Origin of the sequence: Acetobacter sp. A11-2 (assembly GCF_040208445.1) — a bacterium.
Lineage (GTDB): Bacteria > Pseudomonadota > Alphaproteobacteria > Acetobacterales > Acetobacteraceae > Acetobacter > Acetobacter oryzoeni.
Genome location: NZ_CP157843.1, coordinates 1,786,448 through 1,802,724, shown reverse-complemented (window position 1 = coordinate 1,802,724; position 16,277 = coordinate 1,786,448). Strand labels below are relative to the sequence as shown.

Here is a 16,277-nt window from a genome sequence, read left to right as displayed (position 1 = left end):
GTGGCACAACCCACAACAGGGTTTATTGATAACGGTGGCCTTGTTCAGCTTGGTGCGGACAATGCTTCTGAACAATGGGATTATATTACCCTTGCGGCTCCTTCCGCGCCGTGGCGTATTCTGGTTGAAGGCGATCTGCCCACAACCAGCACCACCCCCAATATGTCGGTTACGTTTTTCGAAGGCAAAATCCCGCTGTTTTCAGCTTCCGGGACATGGCAGACACAGGGGCAGACCAGTGACAATGCCAACAAGCACAACTGGAAACTGAAACTGAAAAACGCCGATACTGGCAATAAGCTGGGTGTGCGTATCGGCAGTTGGTTCCCCATGACCAGCATTACCCTGAAAGGGTATGGCACAGACCGGACGCTTGTGCGGGATAGCATGACAACCGCGCTTTGGAGCGCAATGCACAAATATCCATCAGGGCTGCTGGCACCGAAATCTGCTTATGCTTATTGGGTTGATACGGATTTTGGTGAACATACGGGTGCCCTGTTTACCACGCGCGGTTTTCCGGTTGAGTTGTGGCAGAATGGTGCATTTCTGGGTCTGTATGTGTTGCGGTCGCCCGCTGATAATCCTGACTATCTAATGGATGATGCCAACAACCAACACATTCTCATTCAGCCGCAACACGCGGGGAATATCTGGAACGGCAATTTTGTATCCACAGAATGGGTCGTCCAGTCCCCATCCATTTCCGGGTATAAAAATCAGGACGATATCACCACCACAGCGCCGGATGTGAATGCCGCGTGCCAACGTATCGTAAAATGGATGGGGGATTGCGTGAGTGGAGCGGTGGATGCACGCGCAACCTATCGCCAATATCTCGATCTCAATTCGTTTCTTGATTACGTTCTGCTGTGTGAAGTGGCGGGTTCGTTTGACAGTATGCAGAACAACTTCATGCTGGGGGCATGGGGTGCCACCTCTACATCCGGTATCTGGTATTTCTGGCCCTATGATGAAGATGAAACATGGGGGCTTGTATGGGGGCTAACCGGCACCCAATCGGATGCTGACCAAATTGGCTGGGTTATGGATGAAGCTACATTGATTACCAGCCAGAACCCCGGCTTTTTCAAATTGGCGCATACAGTGTTCAAGCCGGAACTGCGCGCGCGTTGGCGGCAGTTGCGAGATGCGGGCATTATTTCCGCAGCCAATATCAACCGTCTCATCAAGGAGCAGTCAGATCTGATTGATCCGACCATGATGGTGCAGGATATTGCAAACTGGTCATTGACGGGTGCAACAGGTGCCCCGGCCAATATGGCAGCCGGGGGGAAATGGTCTATCCCGTATATCATGAACTATGCGGAAACCCGTATTGCATGGATTGATGCACAATGGGGATATAGCGGCGCATACCCGCATGGGCTGCCTATAAGCGGGCAGCCCGTTTTTCTCGGACAAAATAATGACAGATGAACAGAGCGCGGGAACCCCCTGCGTGACTGATGGTGACCTGCGCGAAATTGTGTACAGCCATGGTCGGCGCCTGGATGAGGTTGAAGATGATCTGGGATCTCTCAAGTCTGGGCAAAGTTCCATGTTGGAACGCTTGATTTCTATTGAAGCGCAAGGGCAGGAACGAGAAAGAAATTGGGCGCAGGAATCAGCGCAAAACCGTGCAGCTCTCACTGTATTTTCGCAACAACTAGCAGCCCAGAACGGAGCGCAGCAGGAGCGTAACCGTATTGAACAGCAAAAGCTTTTGCAGGCCCAGACCGATGCGGCGCGTGCGCAGAAATCCGAGGCTGATGCGAACGCTGCTGCAGCGAAGATTAAATACTGGACTGCCATTGCTGGCTTCCTGGTAGGTGTGCTTGCTGCTGTTGGCGCAACGCTTTTGTCCAGTCAGACATGGGATGATTATGCGTTCGGGAACGTACAATTCCTGCATCGGAAACATGCACCTGCACAACCGGCACCCCAGTCGCAGGCGACACAGTTCATTCTTCCCCCGCGCAAAATGGAGGCGGCATGACTGCTAAATATGTGTGGGGAGCAAACCTTTCTGTCATCAAGCACCTGACTATTCTTCCAGCATTGGAAGCTATCAACCTTAGTGGTGAAGCAGCAGTTAATCTGGTGACAGGAACAGGGCTTGTCGAAAGTGGGTTTATCCATGACCGGCAAATCAACGGACCTGCGCTGGGCTGGTTCCAGATGGAACCCAGAACACACGATGATATCTGGCGGAACTTTCTGCGTTACCGACCCGATCTTGCTAACCGCGTTCTGGCGGCAAGCAGTTTGACTGGTCTGCCTGGAGCAGAAAACCTTGTACAGAACAGGGCTTATTCAGCCTGCATGTGCAGAGTGCAATACCTGCGCACACCTGAACCATTGCCCTCGGCCACAGATGCAGCAGCCCTCAGTGCCTATCACAAGCAGCACTACAACACGGCGCTTGGGCTGGCGAATGCCAGCGCAAACGTCTCCCTATTCCAGCAGGCCATCAATGCATGAGGCGGGTTCTCCTGCCTCTTATGCGCCAGTTGGCATGGCGATTACTCAGAAAGGAAACCTATGGGGTTTTACACCGAAAACGAACTGCGCAGGATTGCGCGCATGATGGCGGAAGAAATGCGCGAAGATCTGCGGAAAGACGTGCATCGCAGCCCGAACGGAAATCTCATGATTGAGGTTGTGGATGTAAACACACTCCCACCCAGCTTGCGCGGCGGCATGGCACATGACTGACGCACCCATCCCCGTAGCGCCAAAACGCTCTGCAGTTCTGGCACAGACAGCAAAGGCCGTTGCCGCGGGCTTGTCTATGCCCACGCTTATTGCTGCGCTGCCGCAGCCAGAAGCAACGTGGGTGCTTTATGCCTGCGCTGTATTTGCCTCAGCAGGATTTGCGGCAACTCTGATCCCACTTCCAGCCAATCAGTCCGGCAAGCTATGGCTGGTGTACCGGATCATCAACTTCCTTGCTCTTAACTGGAAGTACGCAGCCAACGCAGCCGTCATGCTGCGAGGCGCAGCGTCCTCCAAATCTGAACCGCCCAAAGCTGGACCCGGTTCTGTTGTGACCATTCCGAAAGACGATACGAAATGAAGAAAGCACTTCTCGCTCTGGGGCTACTGCCTCTCCTTGCTGCCTGCGGTACGACAAAGCAGGCCAAACTGAACCAGGCTGTTTTCGATACGGACAGCGCCTACCATGTGTTGGCCACCCCGATGCCGGATGTAATGGCGGGGAAGGTGCCGGGCGTAACGCTGACCGACACACAGAAGGCCATTGCCAAGCGTGCCAGTCAGTCTGTGTTCAATGAAATCCAGTCTCTGGAAACCTCTATCGAGGGCGGAGATAGCATTACGCAGACGGCAGTATCCGCACTGCAGACAGACTTCGCATCATTCGAAACCTGCTGGGCAGGCCTGAAAACCGGCACCACGCCGGATGCCTGTGCAGCTATTGGCGGGAGCAAGTAACATGAATGCAGCAGAAACCAGCGCTATCCTTGGTGTAGTGACCACCGTTGCAGGTCTGGCCGAGAGATACGGGCCGGAAGTGTACGAAACGGTGAAGCAGGCCATCGAACAGTCCAAGAGCAAAACCGGGCCGAGTGTGGCGGATATTCAGGCCATCTTTGCCAAGTGCAAGGCTGACAACGCGGCTATCCAGTCCGCATGACGCCGGACTTTGAGTGCGGGATGGTTTTGGGTGGCGGGGGAGTTACCTTCGCCATCGTCCTTTTTGTCTGGATAGACAGCGTGCTGCGCGAACATTCCAGTTTTTGGCGGAATATCAGGGGCAACACCGAATAGCTCCGGTCTTCATGTTAACAAAACGGCGTTTCGTTAACATCAAAGCTTCTTGTCGTTAAAAACTGATCGACAAATTAACATGAGGTGCCGGGCTTCCACCAGCTGCGAGATATGCCACGCGACTAAGGCCGCGCCGTCCAGATCCCTCTGCATTTCCTGCTACCGTCTAGCGGCGGCCCTCAGTTTTACCGGCGTTACGTTTCCGTCCCCGACCGAGCGTTCCCGGAAATGACTTTATCCAGAAGTCGAGGCCCCTAATCTCAACATCAGGAAAGTATGTGAAAGCGATGGTACGATATCACCCCATGCTTCTAGTACGGCTTGGGGATGGGTACAAGGGAAATATCCCAAAGGCGGGATGTAAAACAAAAACCGCCCTTGTGTAAAACCGCTCCAAAGACCCGCAGAAAACTGCCAAATATTAAGACCATTCGGGAACGGTGCGGGACCCCGAACCCCTGCCCGTAGGCCACCCCATTGCCATGCGGGGGCTCTGGAAAGGGCTGGAACACTGGCAACCCGCGCCACACACCCCCCCCCCCACCACCACATGGCAGCAGGATGAAGCCGCCCTTGCCCAAGCCCTGCTGTGGAACGGAGGTGCCGCCTAATGCCCCGTTCTGCTGCCTCAGCCTCATCTCCCGCAACACCCGCAGCCACACCCGCCAGCACGCGGCGCAGGTGGTCCAAGTTCTGGTGGCAGGATCATGAGCGAGACCCCGCCTTGCGGTTGTGCAGCTTGGCAGCTCAAGGTTTGTGGATGCGCCTGCTATGCCTGATGCACGAGGCCGAGCCCTACGGCCATTTATGTGTAAACGGCAAACCCCTGCACCCGCGCCAGATTGCCCAGATGGTGGGCGTAGGCCCCCAGCAGGTGCGCCGCTATATGGCAGAACTGCAAGATGCCGGCGTGTATGCCACCACGGCGGAGGGGGTGCCGTATTCTCGCCGCCTGGTGCGAGACCGCGCAGCATCCGATGCCGGGGCCGCATGGGGCCGCACCGGGGGCAACCCGCAGCTTAAGCCCGATGCCCCCGCAACCAAGGCAGGGCAGGGGATAACACCCCCACCCGAAGCCAAGGTTATGCTCCAAGAAGCAGAGGCAGAAACAGAAACAGAAGCAGAAGCAGAACATCCCCTCACCAAGTTCGGGCCGGACACGGATGCGCGCACGCATCTGTTCAAATCTGGTCTGGCGTTTTTGAAAAAGGCTACCGGCAGGCCAGATCGTTCCGCCCGGGCCATTCTGGGCCGCTGGCTGAAGCTGACGGGGGATGATGCCGCCGTGGTGCTGAACGTGCTGGCCGAATGTGCCCGCTTTAACCCCGCAGAACCCGTGGCGTGGATAGATGCCACCCTGCGCACCCAGTTGCAGATGCGCCCCGCGCCAGAAGAACCCACCAGCCAGCACGCTCGCCGTATGGCCGCGTGGGAAGGCGTGCCGGATGTGGAGGGCGTGTAAGTGCCGCACCCTTACCCCATGCAGGCGCAGGGGGCGCGTGCCGTAACGCACCCACCCCACGGCGGAGGCTACACGCCTGCGCCGCCCGATATACAGGACCTGTTTGCCGCAAGGCGTGAGGGTGTGGCGTTAACCGCGCAAGATATGCCCCCCAATATGGAGGCACAGGTGCAGGCGTGCTGGCAGCGCGTGCAACTGGCCATGCAGCCGGTAAGCCAACCCATTGTGGCGGCGTGGCTGAAAAAAGCTGGGGCAGTTGGTTTCCAACCCACCGGGGGCGGCCGATGCCGCAGCGCAGTGCCGCGCCATTTATGAAGTGTGTGCTGATATGCCTGCCGGGGCGTGGTGCCCGCAGGCGCGTTTGGCATGGGCGCGGCAGCCTGCGCGCAATGGTTACCCGGTGGGCGCGCGCTGGCCTGCTCCGGCAGAATTGCGGGCTGTGCTGCTGCCTTTTGCCAACACCATCTGGCGCGATGCCCACGGTTGCAAGGCCCTGCTGGGGCTGCACACGCGCACGCCATAACCCACCCACATTTTGCAAACACCCTTAAAAACACGGAACACACATGAAAACACAGGCCGCAGCCCAGCCCACAACATCCGCCCCCGCTGGCCTTATGGCGCAGGCCACGCTTAACAGGCCGCGCCGCACGGTGCAGGGGTTGCTACAAGCGGGGGATATTACGCAGGAGGCCGCCGATGCCGCAGAGCGATGGTGCCGCAACTATGTGTTTGGGTATTTTGATTATCTGGAACACACCACCCCAGCGCCGCAGGGGCAAAGCGTGCGGCATGATGCCGTATCCTGGCAGATGGTGCGGGCCAAGGCCATGGCGCGCATTACGGCGGTGCGCGATGCGCTGGGCCTGTGTGCGCACCAGCGTTTGCGCATGATGCTGGTGGATGATCTTTCCTTCCGCGCAATGGGGGAGGCGTTGTTCCCCAATATTTCCAGCAGCTCTGCCCAGCGCAAGATTGCGGCGCAATGTGCCCTGGTGCTGGAGCAGCTTGCCGCGCTGGAGGCCACATTCCGCCGTGCAGAGCAGGCTAAAAAGGCCGGAAGGCGTAAAAATGCACGCACGGAAAAGGAAGTTTTGCAGGGCTGAACCGCAGGCACGCACGCAAGAAAAAAAGGAGCCAATGCACCCGCACTGGCTCCTTTTTTGCAAAGCATATGCTGTGCTGTGCGGTTTTTTACGCCAGAGCAGCCTGCACCTGCGCCGTATGTGCGGGCACGGTGTAAGCCCCTGTTGCCAAAACCTGCACATGCAGCAGGCAAAGCCCCTGCAACGTGGCAGGCAGCGGCAGCTTGGCGTGGCCGTTTGTCCACCGTGCGTGGCCAGATACTTCTGCCGCGTGCCAACCTTGCAGATCTTCGGCCTCAAGATGCGCGGTTACGGGCTGGTGCGTGCCAGCGGATGTAATGCTGACTTGCCCTACGGCTACGCCCAATGTGCGCCGGTCATCTACAAACGGGCCTTCTGCATCGCACGGGCGGAAGGTGCGAGATGCCAGATACACATTTTGTGCCCCCTGTGCGGGCAGCATAAAGGTGTAAATGCCGTTTTCATGCCGCAGCGGGTGCACGCTATGGCCCTGCGCGGTAACCAGATGCAAATTGGGCTGGGCAGATGTGTGTGCAGCCTGTTGTGCAGTGGTGTTTGCGTAAAGTGTGCTGCCACGTTCTGCCAGAGTGCGGAACAGGGGTTCTACAAACGTGCGGGAGGTTTCCAGCTTGGCGGCGGCATCCTGCGCCCAGCTTTTTACGGCGCCACCAATGCGGGCCACGGGGCCTGCCTGCGTAAAGCTGGCGCGGTTGCCTGTATCCAGATAGCTTTCTGTAAGCATACCGTTGGCCATGATAACGGCGTGGCCTTCGGTTTCTATATGGTAGTAATCATACCCGGCAAAGCTTGTATCGTACACAATGGATGTGCCGTTTACCAGCATGCGTGCAGGCACAAAACTGCCTTGCATGTACAGGCAATGTTCTGGCGTAATCAGCAAATCTGCTGCGGGCACGCCATCAGCAATGGCGTTGGCACGCACGCGCACGGGGTAGCCGGCAACATCATCCGCCGCAGCCGGGTTGGTGCGGGCGTGGGCCTTGCCTGCCCATGTAATGCGGCGGGCAACAGGCTGGCCATCTGCTGCAAATGTAAGAACTTCCTGCCCTGCAACAAGGTTTTCTACTGCCACATCACCTTTGGGTGTGCGGATCATGCTGCCGGGCAAAAAGCAAACCAGAACACCCGTTGAGCCGCTGCTGTTTTGCGCTGTGGCGCTAAGGTAAAGGTTGCCCCCGCTGGTGGCCTGATAAAGCGTTTTGGTGGCGGGGGTGTGATCTCCATTCACAACAACGGTAATGCCGGTGTTGGTGGTAATGGTTGTGTCCGAGCCATTATACGTGGCGTTTGTAACGTAGCCCGCGCCGGGAATTTCGATAGTGGCCCCTGCGTTGCTAAAACCATCAATATTGGTGAATGTTAGAATTTCTACGCCGCTTGCGGGTGTGACCACCAGCGTGCCGCCACCGCTGCCAAATGTAATACCTGCCCCGCTGAGCGCGGAAATTTCGGATTGCTGCACAACACCCATATTAATGGTGCCACCGTTTTCTATAGTGTATGTTGTGCCGCTAAGAGCGGTAATAATATTGGCGCCGGTAAGGGAAATGGTGCCGCCATCTGCTGTAAAGGAGGCACCCGTAAGCGCACCCACCACGGTAGAGCCGATATCAACGGTAACGTTTGCGCCATCTTCTGCCGTAACGCTGTAGGGGTTAATGAGAGCAGCAAGTGATGAGGCAAAATTGAGCTTGGCGGTAACATTGCTTCCTTTAAATGTAGCACCACCTCCGCCGACGGCTGCAACGATCGGAACCCAAAGCGCAGGAACGAGTGTATAGCTACCGCTGGTGGTGACAGTGTTGCCATAACCATAAAGGATAGTGGACATCGACATATTCCTAAATGCTGTACTGGAAATAAAGAATATTTCTGATTCTTGCATGTATAGTATGGGAGAACGCTGATGAGGCGGTATGGATATTTATTTTCATAAATAGTAAAGTTATGAAAAAACTGTTTAAATATAAACAACAGTTACAAAATTAAAATTAAGACACAATTAAAAATAGGCTGTTTTTGGTACGGATTGTTTCTATATGATGAAAGCGGTGCTATAAGGCCGCCGAAAAGTTTGAAACTTTTTTGAAAAACAAGGAAATTTTATCAAATTTCACACGAAGATATTATCTGCACATGGAGATGATTATGAGTATAGGATATGTGAGTGCAGATTGCCCATTTGTAAGCCGGGATGAGCAAAAAAGGATTCTGGAAGAATCGGGATGCCAGTTTATATTTACTGGCTCTTTTTCAAAAAACGGATCTTCTTTTTTGCACTTTGTGGCACGGCAGAAGATGGGCACACACATTGCTGTGGCGCAAATGGACTGCATTGTAAGCAGTTGGCGGCATTTGCGTGATATTATCTTGCAGGTTCAAAAACAGGAGTGCACGCTGGTTTCCCTAAAGGAACCATGGGTGAACACGTGTGCAAAACACGGCGCGCTGATGCTGGAAGTGCTGGGCGGGCTGGAAAAACTTGAAAAATGCTTTATACGCCAGCGTATGTCTACAGGCAGGCACAAGGCCATGTCTGCCGGGTGCCGCATGGGGCGGCCCAGCAAATTAACGCAACAGCAGTACGAGGCCGTGGCGCAGGCACGCGCCAAAGGCTGCACGCTGCGTGAAATTGCTGAAGAATATGATGTAAGCATCAGCATGATTTCGCGGTTATTGAAAAAAATACCCCGCCAATCATGAAAGATACGTTCTGAACCATAGCCCCGCAAAAACACGGAGCCATGATACGGAACGTATTATTTTTTCAAAACCTTGTGAATTACTTACCGTTTTTACGAGGGCCGTGAAAATCGTGCTTCATATACGGGATGGTATCCAAAATCTGGATAGATAAAAGCCCCATCTTGTTCTGGCTGCGCTCTGCCATCATGGGCAGGTGGGCGTGGCCATCTGTCCAGCGCCCGGGTTCACCATCATGTTCGTGCCAGCCCTTAAGGTCTTTCTCCATATGTGAAGAAATATTGCGGGGCTTTCTGTTTTCCTGAAGGGTGATATTGCCAACGCGTATGCCAAGGCGGCGCTTGTCTTGCACATATGGGGCAATAACATCTACCGGCCTGCTTGCGCGGGAGGAAAGATGCACCTCATGCACGTTGGGCGGCAGCATAAACATGGCCAGATTGTTTTGCTCCCGCATTTTGCGGATAAGCTTGCCGGTATCTGTAATCAGGCTGAGGTCATGCTCATGCGTGATTTCGGGCGGGGTATATAGCTCATGGCTTAGGCCACGGCTTTGTGCGCGCGCCAACAGGCGGTGGTACAGCGCGGCCACAACCTCGCGGTCTGTTACCACGGGGGCATCTGTGCGGGTGTGCCAGTGCGTGTTGTTGGGGCAGGGGGGCAGTGCGCTGGCCACCAGCAGCCCTTCGGCCACAATAATGGCGGGGCCAGCCGTTTCTAGCGGGTAAGCGGTGTAGCGCTCAAACGTGTGATCGTAAAAAATGGAAAGCCGGTTTACCAGCAGGGCTGCGGGCACAAACTTGTTTTCAAAAAACAGGCACTGGTCTGGCGTTAGCAGCACATCCTGCGTGGGCAGGCCATCTGCTATGGCATCTTGCAGCACGCGTATGGGGTATCCGGCCTCATCTTCCGGCAGGCCGGGCAGCACGCAAATATGCTGGGCCATAACCTTGGTAACCGGGGCAGGCGTTTCTGCCATTTCCGGGTCATACGTTACAAGCACATGGCCGGGTGTAAGGCTTTGTACAGGCTGCGGCCCGCTTTGGGTATGGATGTTGGTATCATGAAGAACGCCGGGCACAGAAATATCTGGATGACGTGCCAAGGCGCCCTCGGGAAGGGTCTGACCGGATTTGTCGTGAATGTCATGCACAACCGCATGGCGGGGAAGCGCTGTCATTTCTTCCTTCTGACTTACACCACGGAAAACAACTTCCGTATCTGTGCTTCAACGTAAAATGTTCCTTGATCTTGCGAGAACAAGGCGCATCCAGAACTTTTTTTCAAAACCTGAGGAATTAAGGCATACATGCCTAATGTGTGTTGCAACTGCATCCATCAGGCCTTGATTGCGCCATACTGTACCAGCCATAAAAATTTTGCCAAGTTATAAAAGCAAATAAATTACCCGGAAGCTTAGTTTATCATTTTAGTATGTTGTGTATATGTAAATCTAACTTAAGTAAAAATATCAATAATTCAAGTAAAGTAAAAAAGTAATACTGAAATGTATTAAAAATTATACAATTTTTTTGTGATATATTTATGAAAAGTGCCTTGGTGTAAAAGACACGGGAAAGCTAAAAATTGAAAAACCGGAAATTATAACAGCAAGATGAATATTTTTTTCCAATGCAGGGGGATGTGTAAATGTTTACTTAACGCGAAGTTCGGTCTGATCTGTCACTTCCGCGTTATTTATGCAAATAAAGTATATCTGGAATGCATGAATGGATGAGGCACCCATGCCATTCCCCCACCATTGGGGCGGGGGAATGGGGCTGAACAGGGCTTAGTAAATATCGAAATCGTTATTGCCGGTGGAGGAAAAAGCCATGCGGCGTTCTGTAAGATCCAAAATCCACGATGACATATCAGACCGGGTGCGCGGCGGAAAAGGCAGCCGCTTGAAGATGGAGCGCATGGAGTAGAACTTTTTATACATCCACTGAATGCGGGCTTCCATTTCCTTGGGGGAGCAGTTTTTGGGCCAGATCTGGCAGATCTGGCCGGGCCAGCGGTCAATTTCTGGCGCGTTGATAATACGGCCTGCCTTTTCCATACGGTTAAACAGCGCCGTGCCCTTGGTGGGGGTAAGAATGTTGAAATACGCCGCAGGCACCTTGTGTTCCTCCAGAAAGGAGATGGTGGCGCGGTAGATATCGTGGTCTTCATCATCAAAACCGAAGATGAAGTTGAGCGAGTAGCTGATATCGCGCTGGCGCAGGTTTTCAAACATTTCGTGGTAGCGGCTGGCTTTGTTCCAGCCTTTGCGCATGCCGTCCAGAATATCCTTATCAATACTTTCAATACCGATATTCACGTGCATCACGCCCGATTTGCGCGCCAGATCCAGAAACTCCTTATCCAGACACAAATTGGAAGACCACAGGGTAGACCAGCGAATGCCCAGCGGCACCAGCCCTTCCATCAGTTCCATGGCGCGGCTTTTCTTGCCGCCAAAGTTGCTTTCACCAAAAAAGAAGTGGCTGCCACGGTTCTTGATAAGCTTGAGCTCATTTACCATTTCGTCCACCGGCCGCCAGCGGTAGCGGCCGCCAAGGTAAAACCGTTCGGAGCAGAAATCGCACACAAACGGGCACCCGCGGGAGGATTGCACGGCAAAGGTGCGGAAGGGGCCAAACTTTTTAAGGTCCAGCAGGTCATACCTTGGGGCGGGCAGGCCGTTCAGTTCCTTTAGCGGTGTGGCGCGGTAAATGCTTTTCAGCCGGTTGGCGGCGGCATCTTCCAGCATTTCCTTCCAGATGGGTTCGGCCTCACCCACGCCCACGGCATCTACGTGCTCGGCGGCTTCTTCGGCGTTAAAATACACATGGGGGCCACCCATAATAACTTTTACGCCGCGTTTACGAAATTCCTTGGCAATATCGTAAGCGCGGTAGGAATGGAGCGTCCAGGCCGTAAGGGCCACAACATCCACCGGCGCATCAAAATCTATATCTTCAAGCTGTTCATCCAGCAGCGTTACCTTCCACTCTGGCGGGGTCAGGGCGGCAAGGTACGGCAGGGCAAGCGGCACCATCTGTCGGCGCTTGGTTTTAAACAGCGTTCGGTCTGTAGGGGCTTTATAATGCGTGGGCTGAATGATCAGAAGGCGTAGGTCATTTGCTGGCATGTGGGTATCAGGATCTGCTGGATTAAAAGAAAAAATGGGCAGATGGTGCCCCTTTGTTACGGAATATACATAAGCAGGGGTGGGGGGCTGTCCACCTCCGCTCAAGCATGGCGGATGTGTGCCCACCGTAACCAAACGCAGCCCCTAAGCTGGCCTGCGGGGTGGCGGTAAGGCGCAGCGTGCGCCGTAATAACAGGGATGCACGCAGGGCATGGATTTGGCATATCCATGCGTTTCCCGCAATGCGGCGGAACCGGGCTTTTGGCATGGCTCCCATGCCTGTAGTGGGGGCCGTGGCGGGCTGATGGCGTGGCGCGTATGGGGGCACAGCCGGTGCCGGGCACGGGGTGGCATAAAACCTGCGTGTAGGGTGGGGGTGCAGCATATATAAGGGGCACTGGCGTATGGGCTGGCGGCGTAAAGGGGCGGGATGATCGGGTTTGGCTTTTTGCGGCCTGTTATGCAGGTGGCGGCGTGGTTTTGGCCCGGCAGTGCGGCCCAGCTTGTGGCCCCGCCCAACAACGCCGGGTGGCGGGCAGATATAGATGGCCTGCGCGCGTTGGCTGTGGTGGGGGTGGTGGTGTACCACCTCTTTCCTGCCGCGCTGCCCGGTGGCTTTGGCGGGGTGGACGCGTTTTTTGTAATCTCCGGCTTTTTAATCAGCGGGCATCTGGTGGCGCATTTTGGGGCGGGGCGGTTTTCTGTGGCCTCGTTTTTTGCGCGCCGGGTGCGCAGGCTGGCCCCCGCATTGCTGGTGGTGCTGGCCGCCACCCTGCTGGCCGGGTGGTTTACCCTATTGCCCACCGAGCTTGCCGCCGTGGGGCTGGATGCCGCAGCGGGTGCGGCATCTGTGGCCAACCTGCTGATGTGGCACGCCCAGGGCTATTTTGACCGCGCTGCGGTGCTCAAGCCGCTGTTGCATTTATGGTCACTGGGGGTGGAGGAGCAGTTCTATCTGGTCTGGCCGCTGGTGCTGGTGCTGGCGCTGGGCTTTGCCGCGCGGGTGCGCGCAGGCGTGCTGGTGGGGGCCACGGGGGCAGCGTGCTTTTTATATAGTCTGGCGTGCAGTGTGTGGTGGCCGGGGGCCGGGTTTTATTCTCCCCTTAGCCGAGGGTGGGAGTTCATGCTGGGGGCAGGCCTTGCCCTGCACGGTGTGGCGGAGCGTGGGCCAAAGGGTGCAGCGCGTGCCACCCCGGCGCAGCCTGCACCTGCGGGCATGGGCGGCATGCTGGCGCGGTGTGCCGCTTTGCTGGGCACAGGCCGGGTGCGTAATGGCGCGGGTGTTTTGGGGCTGGCCTGTGTGCTGGCCGGGTTTGTGGTGCTGCGGCCGGGTGTGGGCTTTCCCGCTCCTTGTGCGCTGTTGCCTGCGGGGGGCACGGCATTGCTTATTTGGGCAGGCGCTGGCGCGTGGGTAAACCGGCACGTGCTGGCCGTGCGGCCCATGCGGGCGGTGGGGCTTATCAGTTACCCGCTGTATCTGTGGCACTGGCCGCTGGTTTCCTGGTTTCATATTGTGCGTGGGGCTGGGGTTATTCACAACAGTGCGGGGTTTGCGCTTATGGGCGCAGCACTGGTGCTGGCGTGGCTGACCACCAAGTGTGTGGAAAACCCGTTGCGCGGCGGGCATTTTCGGCAAGGCAAAACGGTGGCCCTTGTGGGCGGCCTGGTGGCTTTATGCGCGGCGGGGCTGCTGACGTGGCACACTGCCGGCTGGCCCGCACGGTTTGCACACACCCCTGCGGGCACAGATCTTTCTGCCATCAATCTGGCGGTGCATGATGGCATTTTTGCCCCCACACCGCATATGCACATCACGCACGAAAACGGGCTAACGGTGGCCACCATAGGCCATGCGGGCCACCCCATCATGTTTACGGGGGACAGCCTGCTTTTTCAGTGGGGGCCGAGGGTAGAGGCACTGTTGCAGCAGGGGCGGCTTAAGCACACGGTTATATTTGTAGCAGGCCCCAGTTGCAGCCCCTTTGCGGGCGAGGTTTATGAAAAATCCTTTGCATATTGCGGTAATATGCAAAACGTGCAGCAGCGCATCATGCAACAGCAGAATGTGCAGGCCGTGGTGGTGGGGGCGTTCTGGCCGCGTGTGCTGTTGCACACACCGGGCACACAGGCACAAAAACAGGCGGCTTTTGTGCAGGATATGCGCAGCCTTTCGGGCAATGGGGCGCGGCCTGTGTGGCTGGTGTTGCCCACCCCGGCAGATGCACGCTTCAGCCCCGATAAACTGGTGGCCCGTAGCCTGATGCATATTGGCGTCAACACGGCTTTGCTGGAGCAGGGTATTCCCACCCAGCAGCTCCGTAACGATATGGCGGCGGATACGGCGTTTGTGCAGGCCCTTGCCACACAAGCGGGGACAAAGGTGCTGGATGCGTGGCCCGATATCTGCGGCACCGGCCGGGCCTGCGCGGTTATTACCCCGCCAGCCACGCCCAAATATGCAGATGACAAGCATTTAAGGCCCGGCTTTGTGCAACAGCACGCCACGTTTTTGGATGATGTTCTGGCCCGTTAGGGCGTGTTCCAGCCCAGCCAGAAATCCGGGGCATCGTTCCACTTGGCCAATATGGGGGAAAGGTGCCTGCGGGCCTGAAAGCAGCCCATGGCAAAACCTGCCGTGCCATCGCACGAATCGTTGCGCTGGTGGGTGGCACCTTGCATCCAGAACAATGCGCCGCGCTTGCGGTCTCCGCTCAGCCCGGCAATCCAGCGGTTCCAGATATGGCGGGCGTTCTGCCCTTCATGATACGCGGTCATATCCTGCGCGGGGGCGGGGGGCATGGCCATGGCGGGCGGCATAACGTGGTAGGGCTGCGCGCCCGGTGCCGGGGGTGCGGTGTTAAGCGCATAGGCCACACCCGGCGGCATGTGCCCACCGGGCGGAGGTTCCAGCGGCACGGGGCCAGCCAGCAGCAGCATGGCAAAGCCCGCCGTCGCAATGCCCACAAGGCTTACCAGCCCAAAACGTATGGCGCGCGTTGCATCTGAAGTGTGTGAAATGGGCTCAACCGAGACAGCACGCAGCGCTTTTTCTGCTTTTTTCTGGCACCGGGCGCTGCAATACGGCGCGTGGGTGTTGGTGTGGTAGATACGGTCACACCATGCACAAGCTTTGTCCATGACCTCCCCATCACCCATTCTGCCAAGATTTTCTGTCACGCGCGGCGCACTATAACAGTGTTCGATATATTTGCCAGTCCTGATTGGGAACAGTTCTTAACTGTGTGTTCACATACTGGTTTGCCCTGTTTTGACAGGCTGCGTGGTCAGTCCTAATTCCCGTTCATCATCCCAAAAATTGTAAAAAACCAAGGACATTCCTATGCCTACAGCAGTGCGCAGGGCAAAGCTGGCCTGTGGCGCGGTTTTGCGTGGCGGGGCCCGGTGGTGGGTTGTGGCGCAGGTTATGCCTACGGGTGTGGTGATGTGCCCGCTGCTATGCACCCCGCGCGACCATCACCGGGCAGATATTTGCATAGGTTGGGCGCAAGCCCTGCTTTTGGGGTGCCCCGCGCAGGCCGTGCTGCGCTGCCGCCCGGTATGGCGCGGCACTATGGCGGGGCTGGCCTGTGTGGGCCAGCTTAACCCGCCCACATGCCAGCGCATGGTGGCCGCCCTTGCGCGGGAGCACCACCACCATCAGCACGAAACAGACCGCCCGTTTATAGCCCACGGCAGGGGCGTGCGGTCTGGATCTTCCTTTGTTCAACAGGGTTGGATACGTGGCCATGCCCCGCAAGACAGCAGCACCCGCGCAGGGCGCATTAGGGCCATCAGCTTTGGCCCCGATGGCGCGCCGCAAAAGGCGCAGCACAAAACCCGTAACCCCGCTGGATATCTTCACCCGCATCATGCAGGGGGATGAAAGCATAACAGACCGCCAGTTTGATGCCGCCAAGGTGGCCGCGCCCTATATGCACCCCAAGCTTTCGGGCCTTGCCACAGATGCCCTGCCACGCCGCAGCGCAGATGCCTTTACGGATGAGGAACTGGCCGCCCTTGCGCAGGAAAACGGCGTGCCGCCGCCTTAATGGTTTGT

18 protein-coding genes and 2 pseudogenes are annotated in these 16,277 nt (G+C 56.5%); 15 read left to right on the top strand and 5 right to left on the bottom strand.

Translation table 11 applies throughout. The features are described 5' to 3' along the window. From ABNV41_RS08645 to ABNV41_RS08595, 11 genes and pseudogenes are all read left to right on the top strand, one after another. The gene (locus ABNV41_RS08645) at positions 1-1,440 is read left to right on the top strand and encodes a CotH kinase family protein (RefSeq protein WP_349935100.1); all 1,440 of its coding nucleotides are present in this window, start codon (positions 1-3) and stop codon (positions 1,438-1,440) included. A gap of 22 nt (positions 1,441-1,462) precedes the next feature. Continuing rightward, on the top strand, positions 1,463-1,999 hold the full coding sequence (locus ABNV41_RS08640) for a hypothetical protein (protein WP_230844517.1): 537 nt from the start codon (positions 1,463-1,465) through the stop codon (positions 1,997-1,999). Beyond that, entirely contained in the window at positions 1,996-2,484 is a 489-nt protein-coding gene (locus tag ABNV41_RS08635; protein WP_349934553.1) for a hypothetical protein, read from the top strand. The genes ABNV41_RS08640 and ABNV41_RS08635 overlap by 4 nt, the downstream gene beginning before the upstream one ends. A gap of 102 nt (positions 2,485-2,586) precedes the next feature. Beyond that, entirely contained in the window at positions 2,587-2,718 is a 132-nt protein-coding gene (locus ABNV41_RS08630) for a hypothetical protein (protein ID WP_349934551.1), read from the top strand. Then, a complete protein-coding gene (locus tag ABNV41_RS08625; RefSeq protein WP_349934550.1) occupies positions 2,711-3,079 on the top strand; it encodes a hypothetical protein in 369 nt (122 codons plus the stop codon). Before ABNV41_RS08630 ends, ABNV41_RS08625 begins: the two co-directional genes overlap by 8 nt. Next, positions 3,076-3,456 carry a hypothetical protein gene (locus ABNV41_RS08620; protein ID WP_349934549.1) on the top strand — a complete coding sequence of 127 codons (381 nt, stop codon included), beginning with the start codon at positions 3,076-3,078 and terminating at the stop codon, positions 3,454-3,456. The genes ABNV41_RS08625 and ABNV41_RS08620 overlap by 4 nt, the downstream gene beginning before the upstream one ends. A 1-nt stretch (position 3,457) precedes the next feature. Further along, entirely contained in the window at positions 3,458-3,658 is a 201-nt protein-coding gene (locus ABNV41_RS08615) for a hypothetical protein (protein ID WP_349934548.1), read from the top strand. 574 nt (positions 3,659-4,232) lie between these two features. Then, positions 4,233-4,403, top strand: a pseudogene (locus ABNV41_RS08610) (hypothetical protein); the annotation flags it as partial. Next, entirely contained in the window at positions 4,403-5,254 is an 852-nt protein-coding gene (locus ABNV41_RS08605; RefSeq protein WP_050819312.1) for a hypothetical protein, read from the top strand. The pseudogene ABNV41_RS08610 and the gene ABNV41_RS08605, both read left to right, overlap by 1 nt. A gap of 21 nt (positions 5,255-5,275) precedes the next feature. After that, positions 5,276-5,777 (top strand): annotated as a pseudogene (locus tag ABNV41_RS08600) (hypothetical protein); the annotation flags it as partial. A 43-nt stretch (positions 5,778-5,820) separates the two neighbouring features. Next, a complete protein-coding gene (locus ABNV41_RS08595; RefSeq protein ID WP_050819313.1) occupies positions 5,821-6,360 on the top strand; it encodes a hypothetical protein in 540 nt (179 codons plus the stop codon). 88 nt (positions 6,361-6,448) lie between these two features. Here the strand turns inward: ABNV41_RS08595 and ABNV41_RS08590 are convergent, their stop codons facing one another. After that, the gene (locus tag ABNV41_RS08590; RefSeq protein WP_050819314.1) at positions 6,449-8,212 is read right to left on the bottom strand and encodes a Hint domain-containing protein; all 1,764 of its coding nucleotides are present in this window, start codon (positions 8,210-8,212) and stop codon (positions 6,449-6,451) included. 467 nt (positions 8,213-8,679) lie between these two features. Between ABNV41_RS08590 and ABNV41_RS08585 the strand changes: the two genes are divergently transcribed. Further along, positions 8,680-9,084, top strand: coding sequence for a recombinase family protein (locus ABNV41_RS08585; protein ID WP_250698164.1), 405 nt, complete (start codon positions 8,680-8,682; stop codon positions 9,082-9,084). A gap of 79 nt (positions 9,085-9,163) precedes the next feature. On the opposite strand, the gene ABNV41_RS08580 is transcribed toward ABNV41_RS08585, so the two are convergent. From ABNV41_RS08580 to ABNV41_RS08570, 3 genes are all read right to left on the bottom strand, one after another. Then, the gene (locus ABNV41_RS08580) at positions 9,164-10,264 is read right to left on the bottom strand and encodes a Hint domain-containing protein (RefSeq protein WP_230844461.1); all 1,101 of its coding nucleotides are present in this window, start codon (positions 10,262-10,264) and stop codon (positions 9,164-9,166) included. 612 nt (positions 10,265-10,876) lie between these two features. Further along, positions 10,877-12,220, bottom strand: a complete 1,344-nt coding sequence (locus tag ABNV41_RS08575; protein ID WP_003628950.1) for a B12-binding domain-containing radical SAM protein — start codon at positions 12,218-12,220, stop codon at positions 10,877-10,879. A gap of 22 nt (positions 12,221-12,242) precedes the next feature. After that, the gene (locus ABNV41_RS08570; protein ID WP_050819315.1) at positions 12,243-12,605 is read right to left on the bottom strand and encodes a hypothetical protein; all 363 of its coding nucleotides are present in this window, start codon (positions 12,603-12,605) and stop codon (positions 12,243-12,245) included. Positions 12,606-12,650: 45 nt separating this feature from the next. On the opposite strand from ABNV41_RS08570, the gene ABNV41_RS08565 reads away from it, so the two are divergent. Further along, positions 12,651-14,753 (top strand): acyltransferase family protein, encoded by a 2,103-nt coding sequence (locus ABNV41_RS08565; RefSeq protein WP_080986752.1) that lies wholly within the window; start codon positions 12,651-12,653, stop codon positions 14,751-14,753. Here ABNV41_RS08565 and ABNV41_RS08560 read toward each other — a convergent pair. Then, complete coding sequence (locus tag ABNV41_RS08560) at positions 14,750-15,397, bottom strand: hypothetical protein (protein WP_050819316.1); 648 nt, start codon at positions 15,395-15,397, stop codon at positions 14,750-14,752. The genes ABNV41_RS08565 and ABNV41_RS08560 overlap by 4 nt on opposite strands. Before the next feature lie 163 nt (positions 15,398-15,560). Between ABNV41_RS08560 and ABNV41_RS08555 the strand changes: the two genes are divergently transcribed. Both ABNV41_RS08555 and ABNV41_RS08550 read left to right on the top strand, forming a co-directional pair. Beyond that, a complete protein-coding gene (locus tag ABNV41_RS08555; protein ID WP_050819317.1) occupies positions 15,561-16,103 on the top strand; it encodes a hypothetical protein in 543 nt (180 codons plus the stop codon). Next, positions 16,090-16,269, top strand: coding sequence for a hypothetical protein (locus tag ABNV41_RS08550; protein ID WP_050819318.1), 180 nt, complete (start codon positions 16,090-16,092; stop codon positions 16,267-16,269). The genes ABNV41_RS08555 and ABNV41_RS08550 overlap by 14 nt, the downstream gene beginning before the upstream one ends. The last annotated feature ends 8 nt before the right edge of the window (positions 16,270-16,277 follow it).

Excerpts from the sequence above, each read along its gene's own strand:
- ABNV41_RS08625 (WP_349934550.1), top strand. The coding sequence starts at position 2,711 with ATGACTGACGCACCCATCCCCGTAGCGCCAAAACGCTCTGCAGTTCTG.
- ABNV41_RS08590 (WP_050819314.1), bottom strand. The coding sequence starts at position 8,212 with ATGTCCACTATCCTTTATGGTTATGGCAACACTGTCACCACCAGCGGT.
- ABNV41_RS08550 (WP_050819318.1), top strand. The coding sequence starts at position 16,090 with ATGCAGGGGGATGAAAGCATAACAGACCGCCAGTTTGATGCCGCCAAG.
- ABNV41_RS08565 (WP_080986752.1), top strand. The coding sequence starts at position 12,651 with ATGATCGGGTTTGGCTTTTTGCGGCCTGTTATGCAGGTGGCGGCGTGG.
- ABNV41_RS08605 (WP_050819312.1), top strand. The coding sequence starts at position 4,403 with ATGCCCCGTTCTGCTGCCTCAGCCTCATCTCCCGCAACACCCGCAGCC.
- ABNV41_RS08555 (WP_050819317.1), top strand. The coding sequence starts at position 15,561 with ATGCCTACAGCAGTGCGCAGGGCAAAGCTGGCCTGTGGCGCGGTTTTG.
- ABNV41_RS08630 (WP_349934551.1), top strand. The coding sequence starts at position 2,587 with ATGATGGCGGAAGAAATGCGCGAAGATCTGCGGAAAGACGTGCATCGC.
- ABNV41_RS08575 (WP_003628950.1), bottom strand. The coding sequence starts at position 12,220 with ATGCCAGCAAATGACCTACGCCTTCTGATCATTCAGCCCACGCATTAT.
- ABNV41_RS08580 (WP_230844461.1), bottom strand. The coding sequence starts at position 10,264 with ATGACAGCGCTTCCCCGCCATGCGGTTGTGCATGACATTCACGACAAA.
- ABNV41_RS08585 (WP_250698164.1), top strand. The coding sequence starts at position 8,680 with ATGGGCACACACATTGCTGTGGCGCAAATGGACTGCATTGTAAGCAGT.
- ABNV41_RS08615 (WP_349934548.1), top strand. The coding sequence starts at position 3,458 with ATGAATGCAGCAGAAACCAGCGCTATCCTTGGTGTAGTGACCACCGTT.
- ABNV41_RS08595 (WP_050819313.1), top strand. The coding sequence starts at position 5,821 with ATGAAAACACAGGCCGCAGCCCAGCCCACAACATCCGCCCCCGCTGGC.
- ABNV41_RS08570 (WP_050819315.1), bottom strand. The coding sequence starts at position 12,605 with ATGCTGCACCCCCACCCTACACGCAGGTTTTATGCCACCCCGTGCCCG.
- ABNV41_RS08635 (WP_349934553.1), top strand. The coding sequence starts at position 1,996 with ATGACTGCTAAATATGTGTGGGGAGCAAACCTTTCTGTCATCAAGCAC.
- ABNV41_RS08620 (WP_349934549.1), top strand. The coding sequence starts at position 3,076 with ATGAAGAAAGCACTTCTCGCTCTGGGGCTACTGCCTCTCCTTGCTGCC.